The sequence below is a fragment of the Rathayibacter sp. AY1B6 genome (assembly GCF_002932755.1).
Classification (GTDB): domain Bacteria; phylum Actinomycetota; class Actinomycetes; order Actinomycetales; family Microbacteriaceae; genus Rathayibacter.
The window spans coordinates 108991-127680 of the sequence record NZ_PSWL01000006.1 but is presented as its reverse complement, the minus strand read 5'-3'; the positions used below and the strand labels follow the sequence as shown (position 1 = coordinate 127680).

Sequence of the window (18690 nt, the reverse complement as noted above, 5' to 3'; positions counted from 1 at the left end):
TTCAGCGGTCTCCTTCGGTGGGGTCGGTGGGCTCCGCCGCCCGGCGCGTCTGAGCGTCGAGGCGGGTGCCGGTCACCATGCAGTAGGTCCACAGCGCCACGAACGCGGCGCCGATCACGTACATGATCGGGACCAGCAGGCCCGAGGCCACGATAACGAACTGGAGCACCCAGCCGATGCGGAAGCCGACCGTCCGGTTCAGCAGGCCCAGAGTGGCGACGAGTGCGAGGCAGACCACCGCTCCCCCGACCAGCACGACCACGGGGTCGGCCGCCTTCAGCCCGAAGGCCACCAGCGTGGCGAGGAAGACGATGACCGCCTCGAAGCCGAGCACGATCGAGCCGAGGCTCTCCCGCACGGACCGCGAGCGGCGCGGGCGTCCGGCCCTCACGCGCCCAGCCAGTTCTCGTCGCGGGCCGCGGTGATCGTGCGGCCGACGAGGGTGATCGAGCCGGTGACCAGCAGAGCGCCCTTGTCGGTGCGCGCCGCGAGGACGCGACCGGCCGTGAGAGCACCCAGCGGGTCGTCGGCGACGCGCACGGCCTCCTCCGGGAACACGGTGCGGGCGAGTGCGGCGAGCTCCTCGGCGGGCATCGCCCGTTCGCTCGGCGCCGTGGTCACGATAAGTTCGTCCACCACCGGGCGGAGCTCCCGGAGGATCCCCTCGGCGTCCTTCTCGGCCAGCACGCCGAGGACGGCCGTCACGCGGTCGAAGTCGAAGTAGCGGCCGAGCGCGGCGGCGAGCGACGCGGCGCCGTGCGGGTTGTGCGCCGCGTCGACGAGGGTGCGCGGGGCGAGTCCGACGAGCTGCAGGCGGCCCGGGGAGGTCGCGGCGGCGAAGCCCTCGTCGAGGACGTCGCCGGTGAGCTCCTGGGTCCCGCCTCCCAGGAAGGTCTCGACCGCGGCGACCGCCACGGCCGCGTTCTCGGCCTGGTGGTCGCCGAAGAACGGCAGCAGCAGCTGCTCGTAGGTGGTGACGAGGCCCCGGACGGTGACGACCTGGCCGCCGACGGCGACGGTCGTCGACTCGACGTCGAACTCCGCCCCCTCGACGACGATCGTCGACTCCGTGGCCTCGGCCGCGTGCCGCAGCACCGCCTCCGCCTCCGGGACCTGCCTCGCGGAGACCACCGAGGCGAGCGGCTTGACGATGCCGGACTTGGTGCGCGCGATCTCCTCGATGGTCGAGCCGAGGCGGTCGGTGTGGTCGAGGGCGATCGGCGTGAACACGGCGACCTGCGCGTCGGCGACGTTCGTCGAGTCCCACTCGCCGCCCATCCCCACCTCGACGACGGCCACATCGACCGGCGCGTCGGCGAAGGCCGCGTAGGCCAGGACGGTGATCGCCTCGAAGAAGGACAGCGGCGCCTCGCCCTGCTCGGCGAGCTCGGCGTCGGTCATCCGCAGGTACGGCTCGACGTCCTGCCAGTTGTCGGCGAGGCTCCGGTCCGAGATCGGCTCGCCGTCGATGACGATCCGCTCGTTGAAGCGCTCGAGGTGCGGACTGGTGAACAGGCCCACCCGCAGCCCGTGCGCGCGCAGCAGGCTCTCGATCATCCGGCTGGTCGAGGTCTTGCCGTTGGTGCCGGCGATCTGGATCACGGGGTAGGCGCGCTGCGGGTCGCCGAGGATCTCGACGGCGCGGCGGGTCGGAGCGAGGCGCGGGCGGATGCTCGCCTCGCCCAGGCGCTCCAGCAGCGCCGCGTAGACGGCGTCGGCGGCTGCGCGGTCGGCCTCGTCCGGCTCGAACGGATCAGACATCGGCGGCCTCGACCTTCTCGACGCGGATGATGGCGGTGCCCGCGGGGCCGACGGCGATCGCGCCCTCGCCGCCCTCGAGCGCCGTGGTGAGCGGAGTGAACGCGCAGCCGGTCGCGAGGGTCTCCTCCGCGATCCAGAGGGCGTGCGGCTCGAGCGCCTGCAGGCTCGGCTCGTCGAGCACGACCTCCAGGACGATCCGGTCGCTGACCTCGAGGCCGGCGGCCTTCCGGGCGTCCTGCACGGCACGGATGAGGTCGCGGGCGAGCCCCTCCGCCTCGAGCTCGGGCGTGGTCGCCGTGTCGAGGAGCACGAAGCCCCCGCGCGGAAGCAGGGCGATGGCGCGGTCGTCGCCTGCTGAGCCGCCGACCTCGAGCGTGAGCTCGTACTCGCCCTCGACCAGCTCGACTCCGCCGGCGGTGACGACGCCGTCCGTCTCGCTCCAGTCGCCGGCCTTGGCGGCCCTGATCACGGTCTGCACGCCCTTGCCGAGCCGGGGTCCGGCGGCGCGCGCGTTGACCGCGAGACGGGAGGTGACGCCGTAGTCGGCGGCGCTGGAGTCGACGAGCGGCACCAGCGACACCTCCTTCACGTTCAGCTCGTCGCGGAGGATCGCCTCGAACGGCGCGAGCTCGTCGGCGTCCGCGACCACCACGGTCAGGCGCGCGAGCGGCAGGCGGACGCGGAGCCCGGCCTGCTTCCGGAGGGAGAGCGCAGTGGACGAGATGCCGCGGACCGCGTCCATCGCGTGCACGAGCGCCGGGTCGGCGGGGAACTCGTCCGCCTCCGGCCAGTCGGTGAGGTGCACGCTGCGGCCGCCGGTCAGGCCCTGCCAGATCTGCTCCGTGACGAGCGGGAGGAGCGGCGCGGCGACGCGGCACACGGTCTCGAGGACCGTGTAGAGCGTGTCGAACGCCTCGGATCCGCGGCCGTCCTCGCCGACGCCCTGCCAGAAGCGGTCGCGGGAGCGGCGCACGTACCAGTTGGTGAGCACGTCGGAGAAGTCGCGGAGCGCGGCGGCCGCGAGCGTGGAGTCCAGCGCCTCGAGGCGGCCGGTCACGGTCTCGACCAGATCGCGGGTCTTGGCCAGCAGGTAGCGGTCCAGGACGTCCTCGGAGCCGGTGCTCCTGGTCGCCTCGTAGCCGCCGCCCGCCGAGGCGTTGGCGTAGAGGGAGAAGAAGTACCAGGTGCTCCACAGCGGCAGCAGCACCTGGCGGACGCCCTCGCGGATGCCCTCCTCCGTCACGACGAGGTTGCCGCCCCGGAGGACCGGGCTCGACATCAGGAACCAGCGCATGGCATCGGAGCCGTCGCGGTCGAAGACCTCGGCCACGTCCGGGTAGTTGCGCAGCGACTTGGACATCTTCTGACCGTCGTTGCCCAGCACGATGCCGTGGCTGACCACGTTGCGGAACGCGGGGCGGTCGAAGAGCGCGGTGGAGAGCACGTGCAGCGTGTAGAACCAGCCGCGCGTCTGCCCGATGTACTCGACGATGAAGTCCGCCGGGTTGTGGGTGTCGAACCAGTCCGCGTTCTCGAACGGGTAGTGCACCTGGGCGAAGGGCATCGATCCGGAGTCGAACCAGACGTCGAGGACGTCGCTGATCCGGCGCATCGTCGAGCGCCCGGTCGGGTCGTCGGGGTTCGGGCGGGTCAGCTCGTCGATGAACGGGCGGTGCAGGTCGTCCGGCCGCACGCCGAAGTCGCGCTCCAGCTCGTCCAGCGAGCCGTAGACGTCGATGCGCGGGAACTCCGGGTCGTCGCTCTTCCACACCGGGATCGGCGAGCCGAAGTAGCGGTTGCGGCTGATGGACCAGTCGCGCGCGCCCGAGAGCCACTTGCCGAACTGGCCGTCCTTGACGTTCTCGGGGACCCAGGTGATCTCCTGGTTGAGCTCCTCCATGCGGTCGCGGATCGCGGTGACGCGGACGAACCAGCTCGAGACCGCCTTGTAGATCAGCGGGTTGCGGCAGCGCCAGCAGTGCGGGTACGAGTGCTCGTAGCTCGCCTGGCGGAGCAGGCGGTGGCTCGCGCGCAGGAGCTGCGTGAGGGGCTTGTTCGCGTCGAAGACCTGGAGGCCGGCGACCTCGCTGATCTGCGGCAGGAAGCGGCCGCCGTCGTCGACCGAGATGATGACGGGGATGCCCGCCGCCTCGCAGACCTTCTGGTCGTCCTCGCCGTAGGCGGGCGCCTGGTGCACGATGCCGGTGCCCTCGCTGGTGGTGACGTAGTCGGCGACGAGGATGCGCCACGCGTTCTGCGTGCCCCACGCCTCGGTGTCCGCGTAGTGGTCCCAGAGGCGGTCGTAGCTGATCCCCTCGAGCTCCGAGCCGCGGTGGGTGCGCGAGACGGCGGCCAGGGCCGACTCCGCGTCCGGGTAGCCGAGGTCCTTCGCGTAGGCGCCGACCTGGTCGACGGCGAGCAGGTACTCGGCCGAGAGCTCGCGCTCCTCGGGCTCGCCCTTGCCGTCGGCCGCGCCGTTCGGACCGGCGGGGACGACCGCGTACTCGATGTCCGGCCCGACGGCGAGCGCGAGGTTCGTCGGCAGCGTCCACGGCGTCGTCGTCCACGCGAGAGCGCGGACCGCCGTCAGCTGCAGCGCCTCCGCCGTCTCGCCGACCAGCGGGAAGGTGACGGTGACCGTCTGGTCCTGGCGCATCTTGTAGACGTCGTCGTCCATCCGCAGCTCGTGGTTCGAGAGCGGGGTCTGGTCGCGCCAGCAGTAGGGCAGCACGCGGTGGCCCTCGTAGGCGAGACCCTTGTCGTAGAGCTGCTTGAACGCCCAGATCACGGACTCCATGAAGGTGGGGTCGAGCGTCTTGTAGTCGTCATCGAAGTCGACCCAGCGCGCCTGGCGGGTGACGTAGTCCTGCCACTCCCCGGTGTAGCGCAGCACCGACTCCTTCGCGGCGGCGTTGAAGGCGGCGACGCCCATCTCCTCGATCTGGGACTTGTCGGTGATCCCGAGCTGCCGCTCCGCCTCGAGCTCGGCGGGCAGGCCGTGGGTGTCCCAGCCGAAGCGGCGGTGCACCTGCCGTCCGCGCATCGTCTCGAAGCGGGGGAAGACGTCCTTGGCGTAGCCGGTGAGGAGGTGCCCGTAGTGCGGCAGGCCGTTGGCGAACGGCGGGCCGTCGTAGAAGACCCACTCCGGCGCTCCCTCGCGCTGCCGGATCGACTCCTGGAAGGTGTCGTCCGCCTTCCAGTACGCGAGCACGCGCTCCTCGATCTCGGGGAAGCGCGGCGACGGGGACACGCCCCGGCCGAACGCGGAGCCCTCGGCGGGCTCGGCTCCGTGCGGGGTGGGCGGGGTCAGGGGGTAGGTCACGTGCGGTCTCCTGGCAGTGCTGCTGGTCTGCACGAGGACGGCCCGCCCGGATCTCAGACCCCGGGCCGGGTCGCGGTACCACCTCGCTTGGACCGGTCGGCCGGTCGCTCCCGGAGGAGTGCCCGCTGACGCGTTCCCACTCGATCGGCTGTCACGGGCCGCACCCGTCCGGGTCTACTGGGCGCAGGCCGGAGCCGGCGCCGTTCTTCCGGAGACTCACCGGTGATGGCCGGGTCGAAGTCGTCCGGCGCTATCCTAGCGCGTCGGGGGAAGCGGAGCAGGAGCGGGTCATGGTGCGAGGAGTGCAGCGCGGACGGCCCCGCGCGTCGTCGCGCTCCATGTTGGAGGACGCCGCTCTGGACCTCTTCGTCGAGCAGAGCTACGCGGGCACGACGATCGAGCAGATCGCCCAGCGCGCGGGCGTCTCGCGCAACACCTTCTTCAACTACTTCGAGTCCAAGAGCGACGTCTTCTGGGTGCTGGTCGACGATCGGCTGGCCGAGCTCCCGGAGGCGCTGGCCGAGACGGCGGCCGGGGCGCCGGTGATGGACGCGCTCGGCGACGCGCTGCTCGCGATCGGCTCCGGCTTCGGACCCGCGACGGTGCCGTGGGTGCTCACCCAGTCCGAGATGATCGGCAGCGTCCACGAGCTGCAGGCGTCGGCCCTCGGCCGCCTCGCCCGGCAGGCGGCCGTGATCGCCCGCTTCGTGGAGGAGCGGAGCGCGCGCCCGCTGCCCTCGCACCTCTCCCGCGCGATCGCCTACGCGAGCGTCGGAGCCGCGGTGGCGGCCGTGCAGGCCTGGGCCGCGGCAGGTCCGACCCGCGGCGAGCTCGTGCCCTACCTCGACGAGGCGCTCGCGCCCGTCCGCGCCGGCTTCGCCCCTGTCGTCGACTGACCCGGCTCCCGCTGCTCCGGTAGAATCGTCGCGGCCGGCGGGCGACTCGCCCCGGAGCCCCCATCCAGGCACCATCACCACCGACACGGTGCCGCCCATAGCGAACCGGAGCATCATGACCCTCGCCGACCGCCTCCCCGCGAAGCCCGCCCTCGAGGGCCTGGAGGGCACGTGGGGCCTCCGCTGGCAGACCGACGGGACCTACCGGTTCGACCGCACGGGCCTCACCCGCGCCGACGTCTACTCGATCGACACCCCGCCGCCCACCGCGTCCGGGTCGCTGCACATCGGGCACGTCTTCTCCTACACGCACACCGACGTCGTCGCGCGGTTCCAGCGGATGCGCGGCAAGAGCGTCTTCTACCCGATGGGCTGGGACGACAACGGCCTGCCCACCGAGCGCCGCGTGCAGAACTACTACGGGGTGCGCTGCGACCCGACGCTCCCCTACGAGCCCGGCTTCACGCCTCCGTTCGAGGGCGGCGACAACAAGAGCAGCAAGGCCGCCGACCAGAAGCCGATCTCGCGCCGCAACTTCGTCGAGCTGTGCGAGCGGCTCACCGTCGAGGACGAGAAGCAGTTCGAGGACGTGTGGCGGGCCCTGGGCCTGTCCGTCGACTGGTCGCAGAGCTACCGGACCATCGGCGACGAGTCTCAGGCCGCCTCGCAGCGCGCCTTCCTCCGCAACCTCGCCCGCGGCGAGGCCTACCAGGCGCAGGCCCCGACGCTCTGGGACATCACCTTCCGGACCGCCGTCGCCCAGGCGGAGCTCGAGGACAAGGACCAGCCGGGCGCCTACCACCGCCTCGGCTTCCACCGCGAGGGCGGCGAGGACGTCTTCATCGAGACGACCCGTCCCGAGCTGCTGCCGGCCTGCGTCGCCCTCGTCGCTCACCCCGAGGACGAGCGCTACCAGGCGCTGTTCGGCACCACCGTCCGCACGCCGCTCTTCGACGTCGAGGTCCCGGTGCTCGCGCACCACCTGGCGCAGAAGGACAAGGGCTCGGGCATCGCGATGATCTGCACCTTCGGCGACATCACGGACGTGGTCTGGTGGCGCGAGCTCGACCTGCCCAACCGCGCGATCATCGGCTTCGACGGCCGCCTGATCTCGGAGGCGCCCGCCGCGATCACGAGCGACGCGGGCCGCGCCGCCTACGAGCAGCTCGCCGGCAAGACCGTCTTCTCCGCGAAGCAGACCGTCGTGGCGCAGCTGAAGGAGTCCGGCGAGATGGTCGGCGACCCGCGCCCCATCACGCACCAGGTCAAGTTCTTCGAGAAGGGCGACAAGCCGCTCGAGATCGTCTCGACGCGCCAGTGGTACATCGGCAACGGCGCTCGCGACGCGGTGCTCAAGGAGCGCCTGCTGGAGCTCGGCCGCGACGTGCGCTTCGTGCCGGAGTTCATGCGCGTCCGCTACGAGAACTGGGTGAACGGCCTCTCCGGCGACTGGCTGATCTCGCGTCAGCGCTTCTTCGGCGTGCCGATCCCGGTCTGGTACCCCCTCGACGGCGACGGCAACCCCGTCTTCGACTCCCCGATCGTGCCGGACGAGGTGGCGCTGCCGGTGGATCCCTCCAGCGACCCGGCTCCCGGCTACTCGGAGGACCAGCGCGGAGCGGCGGGCGGCTTCCAGGGCGAGCTCGACGTGATGGACACCTGGGCGACCTCCTCGCTGACCCCGCAGCTCGCGGGCGGCTGGGAGCGGGACGACGAGCTCTGGCAGCTGGTCGCTCCCTACGACCTGCGCCCGCAGGGCCAGGACATCATCCGCACCTGGCTCTTCTCGACCCTCCTGCGCTCGCAGCTCGAGGACGGCCGCGCCCCGTGGAGCACGGCGACCGTCTCCGGCTTCATCGTCGACCCGGACCGCAAGAAGATGTCGAAGTCGAAGGGCAACGTGGTCACTCCGGCCGCGATGCTCGAGCAGCACGGCTCGGACGCGGTCCGCTACTGGGCCGCCTCCTCGCGCCTGGGCACCGACGCTGCCTTCGACCCGCAGAACCCGACGCAGATCAAGATCGGCCGCCGACTGGCGATCAAGATCCTCAACGCGGCGAAGTTCATCCACGGCTTCCCGCTCGCCGAGGGCGCCGAGGTCACCGACCCGCTCGACCTCAGCATGCTGGCCACCCTCGACACCGTGGTCGCCGACTCGACGACGGCGCTCGAGAACTACGACCACGCCCGCGCCCTCGAGACGACCGAGGCGTTCTTCTGGACGTTCTGCGACGACTACCTGGAGCTGGTGAAGGAGCGCGCCTACAGCGAGGACGGCGCGTCCGCCGCGGCCGCCCTGCACCGGGCGCTCGACGTCCTCCAGCGCCTCTTCGCGCCGTTCCTGCCGTTCGCGACGGAGGAGACCTGGTCGTGGTCGCACGACGACTCGGTGCACCTGCGCCCCTGGCCGGCCGTCGAGGGCCTGGGGGGCGACCCCGCCGTCCTGGCCGCGGCGAGCTCCGTGCTCACGGCGATCCGACGCGCGAAGACCGATGCGAAGGCCTCGCAGAAGACGCCGGCCCGCTCCGCCCTGGTGACGGCGCCCACCGAGCTCGTCGCGTCTCTCCGGCTCGCCGCGGGAGACCTCGCGGCCGTCGGCAGGATCGCGGCGCTCGACTTCGCCGAGGGCGACGCCCTCGCCGTGAGCATCGGGCTCGAGACCGAGGCGTAGAGCCGCTCCCGGGAGGCGGGAACCGTCCCGCCTCCCTCCCCACCGTCGAGAGGACCCCTCCCATGCAGCTCGGAACCCGCTGGGCGGTCGGCCAGGTGCCGCCGCAGACCCTCCCCGAGATCGTCGTGACCGCGATCGGCGACGTCGAGGGCGAGCTCGCCGGCTCCGGCACGGCGACCGCCGACTGGCGCTGGACGCTCACCTGGCTCGAGGGCAAGCCGGTCCTCGAGCTCGACGACGGCACGACGATCACCTACCGTCCGGAGGAGGACGCTGCCTACATCACGCAGCCGCAGGGCCGCGTGGAGGGCGAGGACGACGACGACTGGGGCTGACGACCCTTCGCGGCGCAGTCGCCGAGCCCGGCGCGCGCGTCCTGCGGTCCTCGGCCGGAGTCCTCTCCCCTGCTCGCGCTCTAGGCTCGCAGGATGAGCGCTCCCGATCCCGTCGCCGTCCTGCTCGAGCCGAGCGGACTCCCCCACGGGCTCCCCGACTTCGCCGCCGTCGACCCCGAGGCCTACCGCCCGGCGTTCCTCGAGGCCCTCCGCCGGCACCGCGCCGAGATCGACGCGATCGCCGGCGCCTCCGAGCCGCCGACCGTCGAGAACACCCTCGTCGCCCTCGAGCGGGCGGGTCGCGAGCTGCGCCGGGTGAGCGCCGTCTTCTTCACCGTCGCCGCCTCCGACCGCACCCCGCTCACCGACGCTCTGGAGGCCGAGCTCGCTCCGCTGCTCTCCGCCCACAGCGACGCGATCAGCCTCGACCCGCGCCTGTTCGCCCGGCTCCGAGCCCTCGCCGAGCAGTCGCCGGAGCTCGATCTCGACGCCGAGACGGCCTACCTCCTCGAACGCAGGATCACGGGGTTCGAGCGCTCCGGCGCGCTCCTCGACGACGCGGGGAAGGCACGGCTCGGCGAGCTGAACGAGCAGCTCTCCACCCTGACCACGCGCTTCGAGAAGGACCTGCTCGCCGAGTCGAACGACCGGGCCGTCCTCCTCGACGACGTCGCCGGCCTCGACGGCCTCGACGAGTCCGACGTCTCGGCCGCCGCGCGCGCCGCCGCCGACCGCGGGGTCGACGGCTGGCTGATCACCCTGCCCCTCTACTCCGGCCACCCCTGGCTGGCGCGTCTGCGCGACCGCGGCGTCCGCGAGCGCGTGCTGCGCGCCTCCACCGGCCGCGGTGCGGAGGGCGGGCAGCACGACACCACCGCGACTCTGCAGCGGATCGTCGCGCTGCGGGCCGAGCGCGCAGCCCTGCTGGGAGCGGCCTCGCACGCCGAGTTCGTGATCTCGGGCCAGACCGCGGGCTCGCCGGAGCGCGTCCTGTCGCTGCTGCACGAGCTCGCCGCTCCCGCCGCCCGGAACGCGAGGATCGAGCTCGAGCGGATGCAGGCCTCCGCCGATGCCGAGCAGGACGCCGCCGGATCGCCGCGCTTCACGATCGAGGCGTGGGACCGCGCCTACTACGAGGAGCGCGTGCGGTCGGCGAGCTACTCCGTCGACTCCAGCGCGCTCCGTCCCTTCTTCGAGCTGGAGCGGGTGCTCCGGCACGGCGTCTTCGCCGCCGCCACCGGTCTGTACGGGATCCGCTTCTCGGAGCGGAGCGACCTGGCCGGCTACAGCGAGCACGTGCGCGTGTTCGAGGTGCACGAGGAGGACGGGACGCCGCTGGGCCTGTTCCTGCTCGATCCCTTCACCCGCGACTCGAAGCGCGGCGGGGCGTGGATGAACTCGCTCTCCAGCCGCACCTCGCTGCTCGGCGACTCCGCCGTCGTCGTGAACAACCTGAACCTCTCGGCTCCGGGCCCGGGCGAGCCCGCCCTTCTCAGCCTCGACGAGGTGGAGACTCTCTTCCACGAGTTCGGCCACGCCCTGCACGGCCTGTTCGCGAGCACGCGGTACCCGCGTTTCGCCGGTACCGCGGTGTTCCGGGACTTCGTCGAGTTCCCGAGCCAGGTGAACGAGACATGGGTGCTTCACCCCGGGCTCCTCGCCGAGTACGCCCGCCACGTCGAGACCGGCGAGGCGCTGCCCGCGGGGACCGTCGAGCGCCTCGAGGCGTCCGCGCTGTGGGGCGAGGGCTTCGCGACGAGCGAGTACCTGGCGTCCGCCCTGCTCGATCTCGCCTGGCACTCCCTGCCGGCCCCGGTCGAGCCGCGCGACGCGGCCGCCTTCGAGCGCGACGTGCTCGACGCCGCCGGCCTCCTCCTCCGCGCCGTGCCGCCCCGCTACCGCAGCACGTACTTCGCGCACGTCTTCTCCGGCGGCTACTCCGCGGGCTACTACTCCTACATCTGGAGCGAGATCCTCGACGCGGACACGGTCGAGTGGTTCGAGGAGAACGGCGGCCTGGACCGCTCGGCGGGCGAGCGCTTCCGCCGCGGGGTGCTCGAGCTCGGCGGCTCCCGGGATCCGCTCGACGCCTACCGCGCGTTCCGCGGGCGAGATGCGCGGACCGAGCCGCTGCTGGCGCGCCGCGGCCTCCTCTAGCGGCGCCGGGGGACGAGCCAGGCGAGGAGGACGAGTCCCACGACCAGGCCCCAGAAGGCCGAGCCGATCCCCGCGATGGTCGTGCCGGAGGCGGTGACCAGGAGCGTCGCCGCCGCCGGCAGCCGCAGCCGCGCGTCCTCGACGGCGGCCTGCACCGCCGACACGAACACGCCCAGCAGCGCCAGCCCGGCGACCGCCTCGATCAGCAGCGGGCTCGCGGAGGACACCAGTGCGGCGGCCGCTCCGGCGAACACGCCCAGCACCAGGTACGAGGCGCCCGCCGAGACCGAGGCGACCCAGCGCTGCTCCGGCCGCGGAGACGCCTCGGGACCCGCGGTCAGCGCGGCGCTGAGCGCGGCGTAGTTGATCGGCACTCCGCCGAAGACCGCCGAGATCCCGGAGAGAGCGCCCGTCGAGACGATCCCGGGTCGCGAGTGCGCCGCGTAGCCGAAGCTCGACAGCACCGCGATGCCCGGGATGTTCTGCCCCGCCATGGTGACCACGTACAGCGGCAGGCCGATCCCGACCATCGCTCCGATCTCGAACACGGGCGCGACGAACTGCGGCACGGGGAGCAGCGGGGCACCGGCGAGAGCCGCGCCGTCCGTCACGATCAGCAGCACGATCGCCAGGGCGATCGCGGCCGGCACCGCCCAGCGGGGCAGGAGCCGCAGGAGCAGCAGCCAGAGCAGGATCACCGGCAGCGCGAGCGCGGGGATCTCCACCGCCGCGCGTACCGGCGCCAGCACGAGCGGGAACAGGATGCCCGCGAGCATGGCGTTCGCGAGCGGCCGCGGGATGCGCGCCACGAGCCTCCCGAGCGCCGGCCACAGCCCGGTGACCACCAGCAGAGCGGAAGCGACCAGGAACGCGCCGACCGCGCGGTCGAAGCCGCCGGGAAGAGTCGCGGTCGCGGCCAGCAGGGCGGCGCCCGGCGTGCTCCAGGCGAAGGTCATCGGCACGCGGTAGCGGATGCTCAGCGCGATGCAGAGGACGCCCTGCAGGACGCAGACGGCGAGGAGGCCCGAGGCGGCCTGCGCGTCCGTGGCGCCCACCGCGACCACCCCGGCGAGAACGATCGCGAACGAGCTCGAGAAGCCGGTCAGGGCGGCGACGATCCCGGCGAGCAGCGGCTGGACGATGGCGGAGCCTCCCGGAGGATCGACCGGCACCGAGGCGACCGGACGCACCGTCGGCGCGCTCCGCCAGGTTAGGGAAGCCGGAGCGGCCCGCCCGACGATCCGCCGGGCCAATCGCGGTGAACTGGCGCGGCGGGGCGGGGAGCGACTAGGCGCTCTTCTCCTGGCGACGGGGGGCGTGGGGCACGATCGTCGGAGCCGCGTTGTCGAGCACCGCAGCGCGGGTGACCACGACGCGGGCCACCTCGTCCGAGGAGGGCACCTCGAACATGATCGGGCCGAGCACCTCCTCGAGGATCGCGCGCAGTCCGCGAGCGCCGGTCTGACGCAGGACCGCCAGGTCCGCGATCGCCTCGAGAGCGCCCCGGTCGAACTCGAGCTCGACGCCGTCGATCTCGAACATCCGCTGGTACTGCTTCACGAGCGCGTTGCGCGGCTCGGTGAGGATCTGCATGAGCGCGTCCTGGTCGAGCTGGGTGACCGTCGTGACGACGGGGAGGCGCCCGATGAACTCGGGGATCAGCCCGAACTTGTGCAGGTCCTCCGGGAGGACCTCGCTGAAGATGTTGATCTCGTCCTCTTTGTTGTGCAGCGGGGCGCCGAAGCCGATGCCGCGCTTGCCCGCCCGGGACGAGATGATGTCCTCGAGTCCGGCGAAGGCGCCGGCGACGATGAAGAGGACGTTCGTCGTGTCGATCTGGATGAACTCCTGGTGCGGGTGCTTCCGCCCGCCCTGCGGGGGCACGGAGGCGACGGTGCCCTCGAGGATCTTGAGCAGCGCCTGCTGCACACCCTCGCCCGAGACGTCGCGCGTGATCGAGGGGTTCTCGGCCTTCCGCGCGATCTTGTCGACCTCGTCGATGTAGATGATGCCGGTCTCGGCCCGCTTGACGTCGTAGTCGGCGGCCTGGATCAGCTTGAGGAGGATGTTCTCCACGTCCTCGCCGACGTAGCCCGCCTCGGTGAGGGCCGTGGCGTCCGCGACCGCGAACGGCACGTTGAGGCGCTTCGCGAGGGTCTGGGCGAGGTAGGTCTTCCCGCAGCCCGTGGGGCCGATGAGCAGGATGTTGCTCTTGGCGATCTCGACCTCGTCGTGGATCGCATCGGCGGCGGTGATGGTGTTGCGGGCGCGCACGCGCTTGTAGTGGTTGTACACGGCGACGGCGAGCGTCTTCTTCGCCTGCTCCTGCCCGATCACGTACTCCTCGAGGAAGCCGAAGATCTCCTTCGGCTTCGGGAGGTCGAACTCGTGGCTCGTCTCCTCGCTCGACTCGGAGAGGCGCTCCTCGATGATCTCGTTGCAGAGCTCGACGCACTCGTCGCAGATGTAGACGCCCGGTCCCGCGATGAGCTGCTGGACCTGCTTCTGGCTCTTGCCGCAGAAGGAGCACTTCAGCAGGTCGGCGCTTTCGCCAATACGTGCCACGGGGATGCCCCACTTCCTTGTCGTGCGTCTGTCGTGCGTCGGTCGGGTCGTGCTCCGGAACCCGGGGCTCCGGCGAGTGCGAGCGGGACGGGCCCCCTGGCACTGCTCCGAGCCTAGCCGCTGAGCCGCGGGGGCTCGGCAGGCGGGCCGGATTCGCCGTGCCTTGCGCCTCGGGTGGCGCTTTGCTACGGGAACCGCGGACGCAGAGAGGGGCCGGGCGGCGGATCGCTCCGCCACCCGGCCCCTCCCGGACCACCTACGCCGTGAGAGCCGGCAGGCTCTTGCGGCTGGTGAGCACCTGGTCGATCAGCCCGTACTCGAGCGCGTCGCTCGCGCCGAGGATCTTGTCGCGGTCGATGTCCTTCTTGACCTGCTCGACCGAGCGGTTCGAGTGGTGCGACAGCGTCTCCTCGAGCCACTCGCGCATGCGCATGATCTCGGCGGCCTGGATCTCGATGTCCGAGGCCTGGCCTCCGCCCTGCTGCACGGCGGGCTGGTGGATGAGGATGCGCGCGTTCGGCAGCGCGAGGCGCTTGCCGGGCGTTCCCGCGGCGGTGAGCACGGCGGCGGCCGAGGCGGCCTGGCCGAGCACGACCGTCTGGATGTGCGGGCGGATGTACTGCATCGTGTCGTAGATCGCCGTCATCGCGGTGAAGGATCCACCGGGCGAGTTGATGTACATGACGATGTCGCGGTCCGGATCCTGGCTCTCGAGCACGAGGAGCTGGGCCATGATGTCGTCCGCGGAGGCGTCGTCGACCTGGACTCCGAGGAAGATGATGCGGTCCTCGAAGAGCTTGGCGTACGGGTCCTGGCGCTTGTAGCCGTAGGCCGTGCGCTCCTCGAACGTGGGGAGGATGTAGCGCGAGGACGGTGCGGCTCCGGAGCCGAACGCCGTTCCGCCGAAAATGGGTGTGGTCATTGTCTGTTCCTGATCTCTCGGCGCGTTCGCTGGACTACTCGTCGATGGCGGTACCGCCACCGCCGGCCACGTCGGTCGCCGACGAGCGGATGTGGTCGACGAAGCCGTAGGCGAGGGCCTCCTCGGCGCTGAACCAGCGGTCGCGGTCGCCGTCCTCGTTGACCTGCTCGACGGTCTTGCCGGTCGCCTTGGCGGTGATCTCGGCGAGGCGCTTCTTCATGTCGAGGATGAGCTGCGCCTGGGTCTGGATGTCGGAGGCCGTGCCGCCGAAGCCGCCGTGCGGCTGGTGGAGGAGCACCCGCGCGTTCGGGGTGATGTAGCGCTTGCCCTGGGTTCCGGCGGTGAGGAGCAGCTGGCCCATGGAGGCCGCCATTCCGATGCCCACGGTCACGATGTCGTTCGGGACGAACTGCATCGTGTCGTAGATCGCCATGCCCGCGGTGATGGAGCCGCCGGGCGAGTTGATGTAGAGGTAGATGTCCCGCTCGGAGTCCTCGGCTGCCAGGAGCAGGAGCTTCGCGGCGATCTCGTTCGCGTTCTCGTCGCGCACCTCGGAACCGAGCCAGATGATCCGGTCCTTGAGCAGGCGGTCGAAAACACTGTTGGGCATAACCATGTCGGCCATGTATTGCTCCGTTTCAGTTGTCGCTTCGGAGGCGAATCTATCGGACGCCGCCAGGCCGATCCGGCCGTGTTCGCCGGGGGCGGAGCGGGAGTCGCCCGTGTTCGCCCGGGGCGGACCGGAGCCCTGCAACGGCAGGAGCCGCCCTCCGACGGATCGGGGGGCGGCTCCTGCCGTGCTCGCGGTGACTACTCCGCGGCCGGGATCTCCTCGGCGGGAGCGGCGGCCTTCTTCTTGGCCGGCGCGCGCTTCTTCTTGGGGGCCGGGGCGGGCTCCTCCTCGGCGGCGGGCTCCTCGGCGGCGGGCTCGGCGGGGACCTCGGCGTCGGCGGCGGCCTGGGCCTCCTCCGCGACCTCGGTCTCGTCCGAGGCGACGGCCTCGTCGGAGGCCTCGACGGCCTCGTCGTCGCCGGGGACCGCGGTGAACGCGGTCAGGTCGACAGCGTTGCCCTCGGTGTCGGTGACCTTCGCCTTGCCCAGGACGATCGCGAGCGCCTTGTTGCGGGCGACCTCGCCGACCATCTGGCCGATCTGATTGTTCTCGGACAGGATCTTGATGAACTCGTTCGGCTCCATGCCGTACTGCGCCGCACCCTGGATGAGGTACTGCGTGAGCTCGTCCTGGCTGACCTGGACCTTCTCCTGCTCGACGACGTGGTCGAGGAGGATCTGGGTCTTGAAGGTCTTCTCGCTGGCCTCCTTGACCTCGGCGCGGTGCTCGTCGTCCTCGAGGCGGTTCTCGCCCTCGAGGTGGCGGTGCACCTCGTCCTCGACGAGCCCGGCGGGCACGGGGACCTCGACGAGGGCGAGCAGCGCCTCGACGAGCTTCTCGCGGGCCTCGCCGCCCTGGCCGAAGGTCTTCTGCTGAGCGGCCTGCTCCTTGAGCGACTCGCGCAGCTCGGCGATGGTGTCGAACTCGCTGGCGATCTGCGCGAAGTCGTCGTCGGCCTCGGGGAGCTCGCGCTCCTTGACGGCGGTGAGCGCGACGGCGATCTCGGCCTGCTCGCCGGCGTGGTCGCCGCCGAGCAGCGGAGCGGTGAACGTGGTGCTCTCGCCCGCGGTGAGGGAGTCGAGCGCCTCGTCGATGCCCTCGATCAGCTCGCCCGAGCCGAGCTCGTAGGAGATGGCGTTGGCGGTGTCGACCTCGACGCCGTCGATGGAGGCGACCAGATCGATCTGCGCGAAGTCACCGGTCTTCGCCGGGCGGTCCACGGTGACCAGGGTGCCGAAGCGGCTGCGGAGCTTGTCCAGCTCGGCGTCGACGTCGGCGTCGGTGACCTCGGCCGCCTCGACGGTGAGCTCGATGCCGTCGTAGTCCGGGACGGTGATCTCGGGGCGCACGTCGACCTCGATGGCGAGCTCGAGGTCGCCGGTGAAGTCCTTGTCGCTCGGCCAGGCGACGATGTCCGCCTGCGGGCGGCCCAGGGGGCGCACCTCGGTCTCGCGGACGGCCTCGCGGTAGAAGCCGTCGAGGCCCTCGTTGACCGCGTGCTCGAGCACCGCGGCCTTGCCGACGCGCTGGTCGACGATGGCGGGCGGGACCTTGCCCTTGCGGAAGCCGGGGACGTTGATCTGCTCGGCGATGTGGCCGTAGGCGTGCGTGATGCTGGGGCCGAGCTCGTCCGGGGTGACCGAAATCGCGAGCTTCACGCGGGTCGGGCTCAGCTGTTCTACCGTGGTCTTCACGTGAGGGGATCTCCTGTGCTGGTTGGTGTCGGCGCCGGATGACGGTCGTCACGGGTCGATGTCGTCACGATGAGTACTCGTGGTCGGGGCGACAGGATTCGAACCTGCGACCTCCCGCTCCCAAAGCGGGCGCTCTAGCCAAGCTGAGCTACGCCCCGGATGCGCGGGCCTGGGCACCGTGCGTGAGACTCTCGTCGAGCCGTCCCCGCACGTGCGCTTGCGCGACACGCCGAAATGGCCTTCGCAAGTGTACTGCACCGCGGCAGCGGCGGCCGGAACCGCGCGGCGGCGGCCGACCGGGTGTCCACGGTGCTCGCGCGATGTACTACGCTGTCCTGGTGCCCGGTCGAGAGACCCGGTCGCACCGGTTCGCAGTCGTCAGGCCGCCGATCCGGGGCTGTAGCTTAGTGGTAAAGCCTCTGTCTTCCAAACAGATGATGCGAGTTCGATTCTCGTCAGCCCCTCTCCTCTCGAAGAGCCCCGGATGTCCGGGGCTCTTCGTCGTTCCGGGGCGGTCCCGGGCGTGCTCAGCCGACCGCGCCGCGGTGCTCCTCCGTCAGGGCGAGGTACGAGGCGGCGTTGCGGCGGATGCCCTCGCGCTCCTGCTCCGTCAGCTCCCGCCGCACCCGTCCGGGCACACCCGCCACCAGCGAGCCCGGCGGGACGACCGTCCCCTCGAGGACGACGGCGCCCGCGGCGATCAGCGAGCCGGTGCCGATGACGGCCCCGTTCAGGACGGTCGCGCTCATGCCGACCAGCACGTCGTCCTCGAGGGTGCAGCCGTGCAGCACGGCGTTGTGCCCGACCGAGACGCCGGCGCCGATGACGGCGTCGTAGTCGGCGTCGACGTGGACGACGACGCCGTCCTGGAGGTTGCTGCCGGCGCCGAGCTCGATCCGCGCGTGCTCGGCGCGCAGGACGGCGCCGTACCAGACGCTCGCCCGCTCCCCCAGGCGCACGGACCCGATCACGGTGGCCCCCGGGGCGACCCAGGCGCTGTCCGCGATCTCCGGGGAGCGTCCCCCGGTCAGGGCGAGGACGCGGGCGCCCTCTGCAGGACTCGACGGCATCGGGTTCTCCTCTTCTCCGGTGGTCAGCGCCCGGCGCGCAGGAAGGCGAGGACGGCCAGCACCCGCCGGTGGTCGGAGCCCGAGTCCTCGAGCCCGAGCTTCTGGAAGATCGCGGTCACGTTCTTCTCCACGGCCCCCACGCCGACGAAGAGAGCGGAGGCGATGCCCGCGTTCGTGCGCCCCTGGGCCATCTGCTCCAGCACCTCCCGCTCCCGCGGGGTCAGCGAGGCGAGCGGGTCGCGGTTGCGCTGCAGGAGCGAGGCGACGACCTGGGGGTCGAGGACGGTCCCGCCCGCCGCGACGCGCTCGACGGCGTCGCGCAGCTCCTCCACGGAGGCGACCCGGTCCTTCAAGAGGTAGCCGAGTCCGCCGTCGCCGGAGCCGAGCAGCTCCTGTGCGTAGGTGACCTCGACGTACTGGCTGAGCAGCAGGACCGACACGCCCGGGTAGCGGCGGCGGATCTCCAGCGCCGCGCGGACGCCTTCGTCGCGGAAGGTCGGCGGCATCCGGACGTCGAGCACGGCGACGTCGACCGCGGCCGGGTCCCGCGCCAGATCGGCGAGCAGGGCGTCCGCGTCCCCGAAGGCGCCGACGGAGGCGAACCCCGCGTCCTCGAAGAGGCGGACCAGGCCCTCGCGCAGGAGGACCGAGTCCTCGGCGATGGCGACGCGGATCACGGGCACG

14 protein-coding genes and 2 tRNA genes are annotated in these 18690 nt (G+C 71.7%); 5 read left to right on the top strand and 11 right to left on the bottom strand.

Annotated features, from left to right (window positions below; all coding sequences use genetic code 11):
* Position 1 precedes the first annotated feature (1 nt).
* The 3 genes from C5D08_RS04780 to ileS are packed head-to-tail and all read right to left on the bottom strand — an operon-like array spanning position 2 to position 5083.
* Positions 2-391: a DUF4233 domain-containing protein gene (locus C5D08_RS04780; RefSeq protein ID WP_258065004.1), complete on the bottom strand. Its 390-nt coding sequence runs from the start codon at positions 389-391 to the stop codon at positions 2-4.
* Positions 388-1761, bottom strand: a complete 1374-nt coding sequence (locus C5D08_RS04775; RefSeq protein ID WP_104276058.1) for a folylpolyglutamate synthase/dihydrofolate synthase family protein — start codon at positions 1759-1761, stop codon at positions 388-390. The genes C5D08_RS04780 and C5D08_RS04775 overlap by 4 nt, the downstream gene beginning before the upstream one ends.
* Complete coding sequence (gene ileS / locus C5D08_RS04770) at positions 1754-5083, bottom strand: isoleucine--tRNA ligase (protein ID WP_374953946.1); 3330 nt, start codon at positions 5081-5083, stop codon at positions 1754-1756. Before ileS ends, C5D08_RS04775 begins: the two co-directional genes overlap by 8 nt.
* 338 nt (positions 5084-5421) lie before the next feature.
* Between ileS and C5D08_RS04765 the strand changes: the two genes are divergently transcribed.
* From C5D08_RS04765 to C5D08_RS04750, 4 genes are all read left to right on the top strand, one after another.
* Complete coding sequence (locus C5D08_RS04765; protein WP_258067315.1) at positions 5422-5979, top strand: TetR/AcrR family transcriptional regulator; 558 nt, start codon at positions 5422-5424, stop codon at positions 5977-5979.
* A gap of 115 nt (positions 5980-6094) precedes the next feature.
* The gene (gene valS / locus C5D08_RS04760; protein WP_104276057.1) at positions 6095-8650 is read left to right on the top strand and encodes a valine--tRNA ligase; all 2556 of its coding nucleotides are present in this window, start codon (positions 6095-6097) and stop codon (positions 8648-8650) included.
* A gap of 62 nt (positions 8651-8712) precedes the next feature.
* The gene (locus C5D08_RS04755) at positions 8713-8985 is read left to right on the top strand and encodes a hypothetical protein (RefSeq protein ID WP_104276056.1); all 273 of its coding nucleotides are present in this window, start codon (positions 8713-8715) and stop codon (positions 8983-8985) included.
* Between the two features lie 93 nt (positions 8986-9078).
* Positions 9079-11142, top strand: coding sequence for a M3 family metallopeptidase (locus C5D08_RS04750; protein ID WP_104276055.1), 2064 nt, complete (start codon positions 9079-9081; stop codon positions 11140-11142).
* On the opposite strand, the gene C5D08_RS04745 is transcribed toward C5D08_RS04750, so the two are convergent.
* The 6 genes from C5D08_RS04745 to C5D08_RS04720 all read right to left on the bottom strand — a co-directional run bounded on the left by C5D08_RS04745 (position 11139) and on the right by C5D08_RS04720 (position 17094).
* Positions 11139-12314, bottom strand: coding sequence for a benzoate/H(+) symporter BenE family transporter (locus tag C5D08_RS04745; protein WP_104276083.1), 1176 nt, complete (start codon positions 12312-12314; stop codon positions 11139-11141). The genes C5D08_RS04750 and C5D08_RS04745 overlap by 4 nt on opposite strands.
* A 115-nt stretch (positions 12315-12429) precedes the next feature.
* On the bottom strand, positions 12430-13707 hold the full coding sequence (gene clpX / locus C5D08_RS04740) for an ATP-dependent Clp protease ATP-binding subunit ClpX (RefSeq protein WP_104276054.1): 1278 nt from the start codon (positions 13705-13707) through the stop codon (positions 12430-12432).
* A 256-nt stretch (positions 13708-13963) separates the two neighbouring features.
* Positions 13964-14629: an ATP-dependent Clp protease proteolytic subunit gene (locus C5D08_RS04735; protein ID WP_104276053.1), complete on the bottom strand. Its 666-nt coding sequence runs from the start codon at positions 14627-14629 to the stop codon at positions 13964-13966.
* A gap of 34 nt (positions 14630-14663) precedes the next feature.
* On the bottom strand, positions 14664-15254 hold the full coding sequence (locus C5D08_RS04730; RefSeq protein WP_097165884.1) for an ATP-dependent Clp protease proteolytic subunit: 591 nt from the start codon (positions 15252-15254) through the stop codon (positions 14664-14666).
* Positions 15255-15439: 185 nt separating this feature from the next.
* Positions 15440-16936 carry a trigger factor gene (gene tig / locus C5D08_RS04725; RefSeq protein ID WP_104276052.1) on the bottom strand — a complete coding sequence of 499 codons (1497 nt, stop codon included), beginning with the start codon at positions 16934-16936 and terminating at the stop codon, positions 15440-15442.
* 80 nt (positions 16937-17016) lie between these two features.
* Positions 17017-17094: transfer RNA gene (locus C5D08_RS04720), tRNA-Pro, on the bottom strand.
* A 235-nt stretch (positions 17095-17329) separates the two neighbouring features.
* Between C5D08_RS04720 and C5D08_RS04715 the strand changes: the two genes are divergently transcribed.
* Positions 17330-17400, top strand: a tRNA-Gly gene (locus C5D08_RS04715).
* Positions 17401-17463: 63 nt separating this feature from the next.
* Here the strand turns inward: C5D08_RS04715 and C5D08_RS04710 are convergent.
* Both C5D08_RS04710 and C5D08_RS04705 read right to left on the bottom strand, forming a co-directional pair.
* Entirely contained in the window at positions 17464-18006 is a 543-nt protein-coding gene (locus C5D08_RS04710) for a gamma carbonic anhydrase family protein (RefSeq protein ID WP_104276051.1), read from the bottom strand.
* Positions 18007-18029: 23 nt separating this feature from the next.
* On the bottom strand, positions 18030-18689 hold the full coding sequence (locus C5D08_RS04705; RefSeq protein WP_104276050.1) for a response regulator transcription factor: 660 nt from the start codon (positions 18687-18689) through the stop codon (positions 18030-18032).
* Position 18690: the final 1 nt, after the last annotated feature.